A 12,892-nucleotide genomic window follows, 5' to 3' on the forward strand; every position below is an offset into this window, starting at 1 on the left:
CCCCCGGGACGCGGCCGGCCGTCGTCGTGCCCCGGTGCGCCTGGTACGCACCGTCCAGGAAGGTGGTGCAGACTGGTCCTCGCCGTGCCGAGCGCACGGCCCCCGCCGTCCCCGGCGCCCGCCGGGGGCCCTCGACGATCCCGGGAGGTCCGACGGATGGGCGTCGCGCTGTTCCTCGTGGGCGTGCTGCTGGCCGCGGCCGCCATCGCGGTCTCCATCGCGCTCCACGAGATCGGCCACCTGGTGCCGGCCAAGCTCTTTGGCGTGCGGGTCACGCAGTACATGGTCGGCTTCGGGCGCACCGTGTTCTCCCGCCGGCGCGGCGAGACGGAGTACGGGCTCAAGGCGGTGCCGCTGGGCGGCTACATCTCGATGGTGGGGATGTACCCGCCGGCGCGGGCGGGCTCCACGGCCCGGGCCTCCAGCACCGGCGTGCTCCGGCAGCTGGCGGCCGAGGCCCGCAGCTCGACAGCCGGCCTGCCCGCCCCCGGTGAGGAGGACCGCGCGTTCTACCGGCTGCCCGTGTGGAAGCGGATCGTCATCATGCTCGGCGGCCCGGTGATGAACCTCCTGCTCGGGTTCCTTTGCCTGGCCGTGCTGCTCTGCGGGTTCGGGACCGCGACGCCCACCACGACGGTCGCGTGGGTCTCCGAGTGCGTGGTGGCCGCCGAGCGACAGGCCGCCGGGCAGACCGAGTGCCGCCCCGGAGACCCCCAGGCGCCGGCGAACGCCGCCGGGCTGCGCCCCGGGGACGTCGTCACGGCCGTCGGCGGCGCACCGGTCGCCTCCTGGGACGAGCTCACCGGCCGGATCCGGGACCGGGCCGGGGAGCGGATCCCGGTGACGGTCGAGCGGGACGGGCGGACCGTGACCACCGCGCTCACCCCGATCCTCTCGTCGCGCCCCGTGCTCGACGACTCCGGCGCCGCCGTCACCGGCGAGGACGGCACCCCCCGCTACGAGGAGGTCGGCTTCATCGGGATCAGCCCCACGAGCGAGCCCGTCCGGCAGCCCCTGACCGCGGTGCCCGGGGCGGTGCTCGACGGCCTGCGGCAGATCGCCGGGGTGGTTCTGCACCTGCCGCAGCGGATCTACGAGGTGGGGGAGGCGGCGTTCTCCGACGCGCCGCGGGACCCCGACGGCCCGATCTCCGTGGTGGGGGTCGGCCGGATCTCGGGGGAGATCGCCGCGCACGAGGAGATCGCGCTGCGGGACAAGTCGGCCTCCCTCGTGGGACTGATCGGCTCCGTCAACCTCGCCCTGTTCGTCTTCAACCTGCTCCCGCTGCTGCCGCTCGACGGCGGGCACGTCGCAGGGGCCCTGTGGGAGGCGCTGCGGCGGGGGAGCGCCCGGCTGCTCGGCCGGCGCGACCCCGGCCCGTTCGACCCCGCCCGCCTGCTGCCGGTGACCTATGCGGTGGCCGTGCTGATGATCGGGATGTCGGTGCTGCTGATCTACGCGGACATCGTCAAGCCGGTCCGGCTGTTCTGAGCCGGGTCGCGGGACCGGCATCCCGGCAGCGGCGCCCGGGAGCGCGTTCGGCGTGGGAGGAATTCCGCCCCGCCGCCGGGGAACCGCCCCGGAGCATGGGGCACAATGGGAACCGGTGCCGCTGCCCGGCCAGCGGGTCCCGGCACCACCGCTCCAGATCCTGCCCTCGAAATCCTCGGAGGAACTCCTTGACCCCGGTCAGCCTCGGCATGCCCGCCGCGCCCCAGCCCGTCCTCTCCCCGCGCCGGAGGACCCGGCAGATCCGGGTCGGGTCCGTGGGCGTCGGCTCCGACTCGCCGGTGAGCGTGCAGTCCATGACGACCACCCCCACCACGGACATCAACGCGACCCTGCAGCAGATCGCCGAGCTCAATGCCACCGGCTGCGACATCGTCCGGGTGGCGTGCCCGTCCCAGGACGACGCCGACGCCCTGCCGATCATCGCCATGAAGTCCCCGATCCCGGTCATCGCCGACATCCACTTCCAGCCGAAGTACGTCTACGCGGCCATCGAGGCCGGGTGCGCGGCCGTGCGCGTGAATCCGGGCAACATCCGCAAGTTCGACGACCAGGTCGGCCAGATCGCCCGCGAGGCCAAGGCGGCCGGGGTGTCCATCCGGATCGGCGTCAACGCCGGTTCCCTCGACCAGCGGATCATGGACAAGTACGGCAGGGCCACGCCCGAGGCGCTCGTGGAGTCCGCCGTGTGGGAGGCCTCCCTGTTCGAGGAGCACGACTTCCACGACTTCAAGATCTCCGTCAAGCACAACGACCCGGTCACCATGGTCCGGGCCTACCAGCTGCTCGCCGAGCGCGGCGACTGGCCCCTGCACCTGGGGGTGACCGAGGCCGGCCCCGCCTTCCAGGGCACCATCAAGTCCGCCACGGCCTTCGGCGCCCTGCTCTCCCAGGGCATCGGCGACACCATCCGCGTCTCCCTCTCGGCGCCACCGGTCGAGGAGGTCAAGGTCGGCAACCAGATCCTGCAGTCCCTGGGACTGCGCCCGCGCAAGCTCGAGATCGTCTCCTGCCCCTCGTGCGGCCGCGCGCAGGTGGACGTCTACACGCTCGCGGACGAGGTGACGGCCGGCCTGGAGGGACTCACCGTCCCGCTGCGGGTGGCCGTGATGGGATGCGTCGTCAACGGCCCGGGCGAGGCCCGCGAGGCCGACCTCGGGGTGGCCTCCGGCAACGGCAAGGGGCAGATCTTCGTCAAGGGCGAGGTCGTGAAGACCGTCCCGGAGGACCGCATCGTGGAGACCCTGATCGAGGAGGCCAACCGCATCGCCGCCGAGATGGAGACGGACGAGAACGGGGAGAGCACGGCGGGCAGCCCCGTCGTGAGCGTCGGCTGACGGGCCGGTGACGGTCGGGTGAGGACGCAGCGGAGGACGGCGCCGCGGCTGGTGCCGTCGGGGGAGGTCGATCCGGCCCAGCTGGACCGGCTGCTCGGGGCGGACCCGGTCGCCCACGCCTTCGTGGCCGCCCACGTCGAGTCCTACCGCGGCAGCAGGGGCTCGCGGGTCCCGCCGGTGATCGGCACCGCCGGACCGGACGGGGAGCTGACCGGGGCGTGCTGGGTGGGCACCAACGTGGTGCCCGTGGCCCTGGACGCCGCGGGCCTGGACCTCGTCGGAGGGCACCTGCGGCGGGGCGGGTCCCGGCACGCCTCCCTGTTCGGTCCCGCCGAGCTGGTGCTCGGGCTGTGGTCCCGGGTGGAGCGCTCCTGGCCCCGGCCCTTCGACCTGCGGCCGGTCCAGCCCCTGCTGGCCATCGACCGGGACCCGGGCGCCGCGGCGCACCCCGGCGTCCGGGTCGCGCGCCCCGAGGACCTGCCCGCCGTGCTCCCGGCGAGCGCGGCGATGTTCGAGGAGGAGGTCGGCTACTCCCCGTACACGGGCGGCGACCGCGGCTACCGGGACCGGGTCTCGGCACTCGTCGAGGCGGGCCGCTGCCTGGTGCTGACCGACGACGGGGGCCGGGTGGTGTTCAAGGCCGACCTCGGCTCGGTCGCCCGCGGGGTGGCCCAGGTGCAGGGCGTGTGGGTCGACCCCGCGCACCGCGGCCGGGGGCTGGCGGTGCCGTGCATGGCGGCCGCCGTGCGCCTCGCCCGCCGCAGCACCCCGGTGGTCAGCCTCTACGTCAACGACTACAACGCCCGGGCCCTCGCCACCTACCGCCGGGTGGGCTTCGAGCGGGTCGGGACCTTCGCCACCGTGCTCCTCTGAGCCGGCCGCGGACGCCGGACGCGGCGCGGTGGGCCCGGCGGGGGGTGTAGATTTGACCGGAATCAACGGCGCCGTCGGCGCCGCCCACCCTCTCGACGCCCGGACCCGGCCGTACCCTGCCGCGCTCCCCGGGAGAAACGGAGCCCACGTGGCGCTGCGACTCTCCTCCCTGTTCCTGCGGACCCTCCGCGAAGACCCCGTCGACGCCGAGGTGGACAGCCACCGGCTGCTCGTGCGCGCCGGCTACATCCGCCGCGCCGCCCCGGGCATCTACACGTGGCTGCCGATGGGCCTGCGGGTGCTCGGGAAGGTCGAGCAGGTGGTGCGCGAGGAGATGGGCGCGATCGGCGCCCAGGAGGTGCACTTCCCGGCGCTGCTGCCGCGGGAGCCCTACGAGGTCACGCACCGCTGGACGGAGTACGGCGAGAACCTGTTCCGCCTCAAGGACCGCAAGGACGCCGACTACCTGCTGGCGCCCACGCACGAGGAGATGTTCACGCTGCTCGTGAAGGACCTGTACTCCTCGTACAAGGACCTCCCGGTCACCCTCTACCAGATCCAGGCGAAGTACCGGGACGAGGCCCGGCCCCGGGCGGGTCTGCTGCGCGGGCGCGAGTTCGTCATGAAGGACTCCTACTCCTTCGACGTCGACGACGCCGGGCTCGACGAGTCCTACACCAGGCACCGTGAGGCCTACGTCAGGATCTTCGAGCGCCTCGGTCTGCCCGTGGTCGCCGTCTCGGCCCAGTCCGGGGCCATGGGCGGGTCCCGCTCCGAGGAGTTCCTGCACCCCACGCCCATCGGGGAGGACACGTTCGTGCGCTCGGCCGGCGGCTACGCGGCCAACGTCGAGGCGGTGACCACCGTGGTGCCCGAGGAGTCCGATCCCGCCGGGGCCCCGGAGGCCCGGGTGCTCGAGACCCCGGCGAGCCCCACCATCGACACCCTCGTGCAGCGCTCCAACGAGCTGCACCCGCGCGTCGAGGGCCCGTGGACCGCCGCCGACACCCTCAAGAACGTGGTGCTCGCGGTCGTCCTGCCCGACGGCGCGCGGCGGCTCGTGGCGGTCGGTCTGCCCGGGGACCGCGCCGTGGACCTCAAGCGCATCGAGGCCGGCATCGGCGCCGCCCTGGACGTCGCCGGCGAGGTGCTGGTGGAGCAGGCCGGCGACGAGGACCTGCGCGCCTGCCCGCTGCTCGTGAAGGGCTACATCGGTCCCGGGCTGTCCCTCGACCAGGCCGTGCTCGGCGAGAAGTCCTCGACCGGCATCCCCTTCTTCGTGGACCCGCGCGTGGTCCGCGGCACCCGGTGGGTCACCGGCGCGAACGTGGCCGGCCAGCACGTCTACGACCTCACCGCCGGGCGCGACTTCGCCTGGGACGGGGTCATCGAGTGCGCGGAGGTCCGGGCCGGAGACCCCGCCCCGGACGGTTCCGGCCCGCTCGAGGCGGCCCGCGGCATCGAGATGGGCCACATCTTCCAGCTGGGCCGCAAGTACGCCGAGGCGCTGGGGCTCAAGGTCCTGGACCGCAACGGCAAGCTCGTCACCGTGACCATGGGCTCCTACGGGATCGGCGTGACCCGGGCGGTCGCCGCCCTGGCCGAGGCCTACCACGACGACAAGGGCCTGCTGTGGCCGCGCCAGGTCGCCCCTGCCGACGTCCACGTGGTGGCCACCGGGAAGGGCCCCGAGGTGCTGGAGGAGGCCGAGAAGGTCGTGGCCGAGCTCGAGGCGGAGGGACTCGAGGTCCTCTTCGACGACCGGCCCAAGGTTTCCCCGGGCGTGAAGTTCGGCGACGCCGAGCTGCTCGGCGTGCCCACGGTGCTGGTGGTCGGCCGCGGCCTCAAGGACGGCGTCCTCGAGCTGAAGGACCGCGCGAGCGGCAGCAGCGAGGACGTGGCCCGGGACGGCGTCGCCGCGACGGTCGCCGCAGCCGTGCGCGGCTGAGCCCGTGCAGGGGCTCGGCGCCTGGCTCGGGCCCTCGGGCCTGGAGCAGATGGACCCAGGCGTCGTCGCCCTGCTGGTGGCCGCCGGGCTCGCCGCGGGCTTCGTCGACGCCGTGGTCGGCGGCGGCGGGCTGCTGCAGCTGCCCGTGGTGCTGATGGTGCCGGGGATCAGCCCCGTCCAGGCGCTGGCCACCAACAAGATGGGCTCCGTGTTCGGCACCGCCACGAGCGCCCTCACGTTCTACCGACGCACGTCCCCCGACCTGCGCACGGCGCTGCCCATGGCCGGGGTCGCGCTGGTCGGCAGCTTCGGCGGGGCGGCGCTCGCCGCGTCCCTGCCCGAGGCGGTGTTCCGCCCGATCATCCTCGCCGCGCTGGTGGCCGTGCTCCTGTTCACGGTCGCCCGCCCGACCGTCGGGCAGCTTACCGAGCTGCGCCACAGCGGGGCGCGGCACTACGGCACCGCGATGCTGATCGGCACCGTCATCGGCTTCTACGACGGCGTGATGGGTCCGGGCACCGGATCGTTCCTCGTCATCGCCATGATCACGCTGCTGGGCTACAGCTTCCTGGCCGCGAGCGCCAAGGCGAAGATCGTCAACCTCGCCACCAACGTGGGCGCCCTGGTGTTCTTCTTCGGCCACGGGTCGGTGCTGTGGGGCCTGGGTCTCGTCCTGGGAGTGTCCAACATGCTGGGCGGCTACCTCGGGGCGCGCACCGCGGTGGCCCGCGGCAGCCGCTTCATCCGGGTCGTGTTCCTCACCGTGGTGACCCTGCTCATCCTGAAGCTCGGCGTCGACGTCCTCCGGGGGGCCTGACCCGTCCCGCACGGCCCGGGGTCACCGCGGCGGGTCGTCGCGGAGCACGCCGGGCAGGGCGCCGACCTCGCCGGTGAGCCCGGCGCGCAGGCCGGTCGCGCGCTCCAGCGCCACGAGGGCCCAGCACCGGCTGCCGGCGTCCCCGCGGGCCAGGACGTGGGCGGCCGCGTCCTGCACGTCCCGCGCCGCCGCGTCCGCGGCCCGGCCGGGGTGCTCCCGCACGTCGGCGGGCAGGACGTAGGCGCCCGCGGCCAGCCCGGGCGCGGCCTCGAGCACCGGGCGCGCGGCGGGCGCCCCGAGGAGCTCCTCGACGTCCTCCACGCCCCGCTCCGCCGCCGCGGCGACGGCCGCACCGTCCGGACCGGGCTCCTGCGCCGCGCTCCCGGCGCGGGCGGCCAGCGCCTCGAAGGAGTAGCCGGCCCGGTCCAGCGCCGACCACAGGACGGCCCCGGTCTCGCCCGCGCCGCCGGCCGGGCCCGCCGTCGCGTCGCACAGGTCCGCGCCGGCCGGTGCCGTGCCCCCCTCCAGCTGCCGGGCCGCCGCGGACCGCGAGACCGCCGCGGCGGCGAGCACCCGCGCCAGGGCCGGGTCCTCGGCGGCCAGGGCGTCCTCGGCCAGGGCCATCGCCGTCGTCCGCAGGGCGGCGGCGGACGGCGCCCCGGCGTCCCCGAGGGTGTCCCCGTCGGCTTCCCCGTCCGCGGGCGCGCCGTCGGCGGGGGAGGGGCCGGGATCCCCGACGGCGGCGCGCGCCCGGTCGTCGGGCGCGGGACCGAGGGCCTCGAGCTGCCGGTCCAGGTCCGCGCGCACGTCCGTCCGCTCCGCGGCGGGCCCCGGGGTCCCGAGCAGCGCCTCGGTGACCAGCCACGCCTCGGCGCGCACGAGCTCGTCCGGGGGCACGGGGCGGGCGGTGTCCAGCCACCAGGCGCCGGCGGCGCCGGACACCAGCAGGATCCCCAGCAGCAGCGGGAGCACCCGGTGGACGGGCGGGCGGGGAACGGTCACGGAGGACTCCTGGGGGACGGGGCGGGACGAGCGGGGGCCGCGTTCAGCATAGGATTTCCGGGACCCGCCCCGACAGCACGAGGAGACCCCGTGAGCGAGCACCGCACCCCCGGACCCGACGACGACCGGCTGGCCGGGCTGATCGGCCCCGCGGTGGAGGAGTCGGGGCTCGTCCTCGAGGACGTCGCCCTGAAGCCCTCCGGCACCGGTCTGGTGCTGCAGGTGCTCGTGGACCTCCCCGAGGACAGCACCGACAGCGTGGACATTGACCGGATCGCGGCGGTCTCCCGCGCCGTGTCCGAGCTCCTCGACCGCGAGGACCCCGTGCCGGGCTCCGCCTACGAGCTGGAGGTGTCCTCCCCGGGGGCCACCCGGGAGCTCGCGGCGCCGCGGCACTGGCGCCGCTCGATCGGCCGGCTGGTGCGGGTGAGCCCGGTCGAGGGCGAGAAGTTCACGGCCCGCCTGCTGGAGGTGCACGAGGACGGCGTGGTCCTGCAGCGCAGCCACCAGGTGAAGAAGGGCATGCCGCCCCGGCTGCTCGACCCCGAGCGCTGGTCCTTCGACGCCGTGCGCCGCGCCAGGGTGGAGGTCGAGTTCACGGACTGACGGGGCCGCCCGCCCCCGCACGAGTGTAGGATGTGCCGTTGACACCGCGGCGCCCACCGGCGCCGCGGTCCGCAGTGCGACGACCACCGGGTGCGCGAGGGCGCGGGCACGGACCGCGGCGGCGCTCCGTCGTCCCCGACGGTGCGCTGCTCCGTCCCCGGGGTCGTCAGTCGAGGAAGGCCGGACATGGACATCGATATGAGCACCCTCCGACTGCTGGAGCGTGAGCGTGACATCCCCGTGGACCTGCTCATCCCCACCATCGAGCAGGCCCTCCTGCTCGCGTACCACAAGACCGCCGGCGCCCTCCCGGGCGCGCGCGCCGAGATCGAGCGCAGGACCGGCCACGTCACCATCTGGGCCCCCGAGCTGGACGAGGAGGGCGAGGCGGTCGGGGAGTTCGACGACACCCCGGCCGGCTTCGGGCGGATCGCCGCCTCCACCGCCCGCCAGGTCATCCTCCAGCGGCTGCGCGACGTCGAGGACGACGCCGTGCTGGGCCACTTCAAGGGCCGCGAGGGCGAGATCGTCTCCGGGCAGATCCAGCAGGGGCACAACCCCCACATGGTCCAGGTGGACCTCGGCACCGTCGAGGGCGTGCTGCCCCCGCACGAGCAGGCCCCCGGCGAGAAGTACCCGCACGGCGCCCGCATCCGGGCCTTCGTCGTCGAGGTGAAGCGCGGCATGAAGGGCCCGTCCATCACCCTGTCCCGGTCCCACCCGGACCTCGTGCGCCGCCTGTTCGAGATGGAGGTGCCGGAGATCGCCGACGGCTCCGTGGAGATCATGGCGATCGCCCGCGAGGCCGGGCACCGCACCAAGATCGCCGTGCGCGCCACCCAGTCGGGGATCAACGCCAAGGGCGCCTGCATCGGGGAGATGGGCTCCCGCGTGCGCGCCGTGATGAACGAGCTGCACGACGAGAAGATCGACATCGTGGACTGGTCCGACGACCCGGCCCGCTGCATCGCCAACGCCCTGTCCCCGGCCAAGGTGTCCCGGGTCAGCGTGCTCGACGAGCGGGCCCGCTCGTCCCGCGCCGTCGTCCCCGACACCCAGCTGTCCCTGGCGATCGGCAAGGAGGGCCAGAACGCCCGGCTTGCCGCGAAGCTCACCGGCTGGAAGATCGACATCGTCCCCGAGTCGAAGGCCGCCGAGCGCGGCTGAGCCCCGCCGGGGCGGGACCGGCGCCCCGGTTTCGGCCCAGGGCCGTCCCCGGGATAGACTGGACAGCGGTCAGATCGTTGGTGGTCCCTGTCCGGTGCCCGCTCCCGGCCCGCACGGCACGTCCCCGACGTCCCGGCGCGAGACGAGGAGTACCGAGCGAGTGAGTGCAGACTCCCGTCGCACGTGCATCGGATGCCGGACCACCGAACACCCTGACCAGCTCGTACGTGTGGTGACCGAACCGAGCGACGACGGCCTGCGGGCCGTGGTCGACCGGAGCGGGCGCCTCGGCGGTCGCGGAGCCTGGCTCCACCCCTCCCGCGAGTGCCTGGACTCGGCCCTGCGCCGACGCGCCTTCCGGCGCGCGTTCCGGGCGGTCGTGGACACGGAGGCGGTCGCCCCCGAACTGGAGGCCCTGGTGGCCCCCGAGGGCAGCCCGGCGACCGGACGCACGAGTGCCGACCACAGCCGTCCCCGGACGGCAGCCCGCACGGTCCGACCGGACCGGTGACCACGTCCGCCCGCGGGTGAAGAACTGGAAAGCGAGTCAGAGAACCGATGGAAAACCGATGAGTGCCCAGCGATGAGTGCTTCGTTGTGCTCTGCCAACGGCATCCCGCGACCCCGCGCCGTCCTCGACGGCCGATGCTCCGGGAGCCTCAACGGAAAATAAGTGGTTCGTGCCTGTTTCGGTGCGGACCGAGACAGGAGAGAAGTGGCCAAGCCCCGCGTTCACGAGCTCGCGAAAGAGCTCGGAATAACGTCCAAGGAAGCGATTTCCACGCTTCAGACCCTGGGTGAGTTCGTCCGAGGCGCGTCCTCGACCGTCGAGCCGCCCGTCGCCAAGAAGCTGCGCTCCGCCCTCGCCGGCCGGGCGGAGAAGTCCGCCGCGCCCGCTCCGGCACCGGCCGGCCGGCCCGCGTCGAAGCCCGGCACGTCGCCGCGCCCCGGCTCGGCCGCGCCCGCCCCGGGCCCGGCGGCCGAGAAGGCACCGGAGAAGGCACCGGAGAAGTCGCCCGAGACGCCCGCCGAGCAGCGGCCCGCCGCCAAGGCGCCCGAGCAGCCCGCGAGCCCCGAGCGCTCCGCACCGCAGCGCCCGGCCTCGCCGGGTGCCAAGGCACCGGCTCCGGGCCCGCGCCCGGGCAACAACCCGTTCGCCAGCCAGCAGGGCATGGGCCGTTCCGGAGCGCCCCGTCCGGGCTCCGCCGCGCCCCGCCCCGGTGGCACCGCGTCGCGTCCCGGCTCGGCCGCGCCGCGCCCGGGTGCTCCCCGCCCCGCCGGACCGCGTCCGGGCAACAACCCGTTCGCCGCCCAGCAGGGCATGCGCTCGGGCCGTCCCGAGCGTCAGGGCGGTCCCCGTCCGCAGGGCCAGGGCGCCGGCGGTCCCCGTCCCCAGGGACAGGGTGCCGGCGGCCCCCGCCCGCAGGGCGGTCAGGGCGGCCCGCGTCCCCAGGGCGGTCCCCGCCCCGGCGGCGCGCGCCCCAGCCCGAACATGATGCCCGGGCACACCACCGGTGTGGCGCCGATCGGCTCCCGGCCGGCCGGCGGCGGCGCAGGTCCCCGCCGCGGCGGTCCCGGCGGCGGCGGGGGCGGGTTCTCCCGTCCCGGCGGCGGCCCCGGCCGCGGCGGCCGCGGCGGCACCCAGGGCGCCTTCGGGCGCGGCGGTGCCCGCGGCAAGCAGCGCAAGTCGAAGCGGGCGAAGCGCCAGGAGCTCGAGCAGATGAAGGCACCGTCCGTCGGCGGCGTCTCCGTGCCCCACGGCGACGGCACCACGGTGGTGCGGCTGCGCCGCGGCGCGTCCCTGACGGACTTCGCCGAGAAGATCAACGCGAACCCGGCCTCCCTCGTGACGGTGCTCATCCACCTCGGCGAGATGGCCACGCAGACGCAGTCCCTCGACGAGGAGACCTTCCAGCTGCTGGGCGCCGAGCTCGGCTACCGGATCCAGGTGGTCTCGCCGGAGGACGAGGAGCGCGAGCTCTTCGAGTCCTTCGACATCGACCTGGAGGCCGAGGCCGCGGCCGAGGGCGAGGACGTCCTCGAGGCGCGTCCTCCGGTGGTCACCGTCATGGGCCACGTCGACCACGGCAAGACCCGCCTGCTGGACGCCATCCGCAACACCAAGGTGATCGAGGGGGAGGCCGGCGGCATCACGCAGCACATCGGCGCCTACCAGATCGAGACTGAGGTGGACGGCCAGGACCGGCAGATCACGTTCATCGACACCCCGGGCCACGAGGCGTTCACCGCCATGCGTGCCCGTGGTGCACAGGTGACGGACATCGCCGTGCTCGTGGTCGCCGCGGACGACGGCGTCATGCCGCAGACGGTCGAGGCGCTCAACCACGCCCAGGCCGCCGGTGTGCCGATCGTGGTGGCGGTCAACAAGATCGACAAGCCCGAGGCGAACCCGGAGAAGATCCGCGGTCAGCTCACCGAGTACGGCCTGGTCCCGGAGGAGTACGGCGGCGACACCATGTTCGTCGACGTCTCCGCGCGCCAGGACCTGAACATCGACGACCTGCTGGACGCGATCGTGCTCACCGCGGACGGCGCGCTCGAGCTCTCGGCGAACCCGAACAAGGACGCCCGCGGCGTGGCCATCGAGGCGAACCTGGACAAGGGCCGCGGTGCGGTCTCGACCGTGCTCGTGCAGTCCGGCACGCTGCACGTCGGGGACGCCATCGTCGCCGGCGCCGCGTACGGCCGGGTGCGCGCCATGTTCGACGAGAACGGGCAGTCCGTCGAGGAGGCGGGTCCCTCGCGTCCCGTGCAGGTGCTGGGTCTCGACTCCGTGCCCCGGGCGGGCGACACGTTCCTCTCCACACCGGAGGAGCGCACCGCGCGCCAGATCGCCGAGAAGCGCCAGGCGGCGGACCGCAACGCCCTGCTCGCCAAGCGACGCAAGCGGATCACGCTCGAGTCCTTCGACGAGGCCGTGGCCGCCGGCAAGATCGACACGCTCAACCTCATCATCAAGGGCGACGTGTCCGGTGCCGTGGAGGCGCTCGAGGACTCGCTGCTCAAGATCGACGTGGGCGAGGAGGTCCAGCTGCGGGTCATCCACCGCGGCGTCGGCGCGATCACCCAGAACGACGTCAACCTGGCGACCGTGGACAACGCGATCATCATCGGCTTCAACGTCCGTCCCGCCGAGCGCGTGACGGAACTGGCCGACCGCGAGGGCGTCGAGATGAAGTTCTACTCGGTGATCTACAACGCCATCGACGACGTCGAGAGCGCGCTCAAGGGCATGCTCAAGCCGGAGTACGAGGAGGTGGAGCTCGGCACGGCCGAGATCCGCGAGGTGTACCGCTCCTCCAAGTGGGGCAACATCGCCGGTGCCTACATCACCAAGGGCACCATCCGCCGCAACTCCAAGGCCCGGCTCGTCCGGGACGGCAGCGTGGTGGCGGACAACCTCTCGATCGACTCGCTGCGCCGGTTCAAGGACGACGCGACCGAGGTCCGCGAGGGCTACGAGTGCGGCATCGGGCTCGGCTCCTTCAACGACATCCACGAGGGCGACCTCATCGAGACGTGGGAGATGCGCGAGAAGCCGCGCGCCTGACCCGTCCCGAGTCCCGCGCCCCGCGCGCGGGACACCGCGGCGGCACGGGCGGGCCCAGCGCC

Annotated in this window: 10 protein-coding genes; 9 read left to right on the forward strand and 1 reads right to left on the reverse strand. The window is 74.3% G+C overall.

Annotation, left to right across the window (positions count from 1 at the left end):
- The first annotated feature begins 156 nt into the window (after nt 1-156).
- The 5 genes from ACFU0Y_RS12885 to ACFU0Y_RS12905 all read left to right on the forward strand — a co-directional run bounded on the left by ACFU0Y_RS12885 (nt 157) and on the right by ACFU0Y_RS12905 (nt 6,484).
- Nucleotides 157-1,491 carry a M50 family metallopeptidase gene (locus tag ACFU0Y_RS12885; RefSeq protein ID WP_380214928.1) on the forward strand — a complete coding sequence of 445 codons (1,335 nt, stop codon included), beginning with the start codon at nt 157-159 and terminating at the stop codon, nt 1,489-1,491.
- A 188-nt stretch (nt 1,492-1,679) separates the two neighbouring features.
- Nucleotides 1,680-2,846 (forward strand): flavodoxin-dependent (E)-4-hydroxy-3-methylbut-2-enyl-diphosphate synthase, encoded by a 1,167-nt coding sequence (gene ispG, locus ACFU0Y_RS12890; protein WP_380214929.1) that lies wholly within the window; start codon nt 1,680-1,682, stop codon nt 2,844-2,846.
- Between the two features lie 18 nt (nt 2,847-2,864).
- Nucleotides 2,865-3,719 (forward strand): GNAT family N-acetyltransferase, encoded by an 855-nt coding sequence (locus ACFU0Y_RS12895; protein ID WP_380214930.1) that lies wholly within the window; start codon nt 2,865-2,867, stop codon nt 3,717-3,719.
- 148 nt (nt 3,720-3,867) lie between these two features.
- Nucleotides 3,868-5,667, forward strand: a complete 1,800-nt coding sequence (locus ACFU0Y_RS12900; RefSeq protein WP_380214931.1) for a proline--tRNA ligase — start codon at nt 3,868-3,870, stop codon at nt 5,665-5,667.
- A gap of 49 nt (nt 5,668-5,716) precedes the next feature.
- A complete protein-coding gene (locus ACFU0Y_RS12905) occupies nt 5,717-6,484 on the forward strand; it encodes a TSUP family transporter (protein WP_380214938.1) in 768 nt (255 codons plus the stop codon).
- A 21-nt stretch (nt 6,485-6,505) separates the two neighbouring features.
- Here ACFU0Y_RS12905 and ACFU0Y_RS12910 read toward each other — a convergent pair whose 3' ends face one another.
- Nucleotides 6,506-7,486, reverse strand: a complete 981-nt coding sequence (locus ACFU0Y_RS12910) for a hypothetical protein (RefSeq protein ID WP_380214932.1) — start codon at nt 7,484-7,486, stop codon at nt 6,506-6,508.
- A 90-nt stretch (nt 7,487-7,576) separates the two neighbouring features.
- Here ACFU0Y_RS12910 and rimP point away from each other — a divergent pair, with 90 nt between their 5' ends.
- From rimP to infB, 4 genes are all read left to right on the forward strand, one after another.
- Nucleotides 7,577-8,092: a ribosome maturation factor RimP gene (rimP, locus tag ACFU0Y_RS12915; protein WP_380214933.1), complete on the forward strand. Its 516-nt coding sequence runs from the start codon at nt 7,577-7,579 to the stop codon at nt 8,090-8,092.
- A 186-nt stretch (nt 8,093-8,278) separates the two neighbouring features.
- Nucleotides 8,279-9,259, forward strand: a complete 981-nt coding sequence (gene nusA / locus ACFU0Y_RS12920) for a transcription termination factor NusA (RefSeq protein WP_380214935.1) — start codon at nt 8,279-8,281, stop codon at nt 9,257-9,259.
- 160 nt (nt 9,260-9,419) lie between these two features.
- On the forward strand, nt 9,420-9,770 hold the full coding sequence (locus ACFU0Y_RS12925; protein WP_380214936.1) for a YlxR family protein: 351 nt from the start codon (nt 9,420-9,422) through the stop codon (nt 9,768-9,770).
- A 204-nt stretch (nt 9,771-9,974) separates the two neighbouring features.
- A complete protein-coding gene (gene infB / locus ACFU0Y_RS12930) occupies nt 9,975-12,830 on the forward strand; it encodes a translation initiation factor IF-2 (protein WP_380214937.1) in 2,856 nt (951 codons plus the stop codon).
- The last annotated feature ends 62 nt before the right edge of the window (nt 12,831-12,892 follow it).

This window comes from Kocuria sp. NPDC057446, assembly GCF_042802875.1.
GTDB lineage: Bacteria > Actinomycetota > Actinomycetes > Actinomycetales > Micrococcaceae > Kocuria.

What these genes read in the sequence shown, in the direction of transcription:
- ACFU0Y_RS12885 (WP_380214928.1), top strand. Translation starts at nt 157, where the DNA reads ATGGGCGTCGCGCTGTTCCTCGTGGGCGTGCTGCTGGCCGCGGCCGCC.
- ACFU0Y_RS12905 (WP_380214938.1), top strand. Translation starts at nt 5,717, where the DNA reads ATGGACCCAGGCGTCGTCGCCCTGCTGGTGGCCGCCGGGCTCGCCGCG.
- nusA (WP_380214935.1), top strand. Translation starts at nt 8,279, where the DNA reads ATGGACATCGATATGAGCACCCTCCGACTGCTGGAGCGTGAGCGTGAC.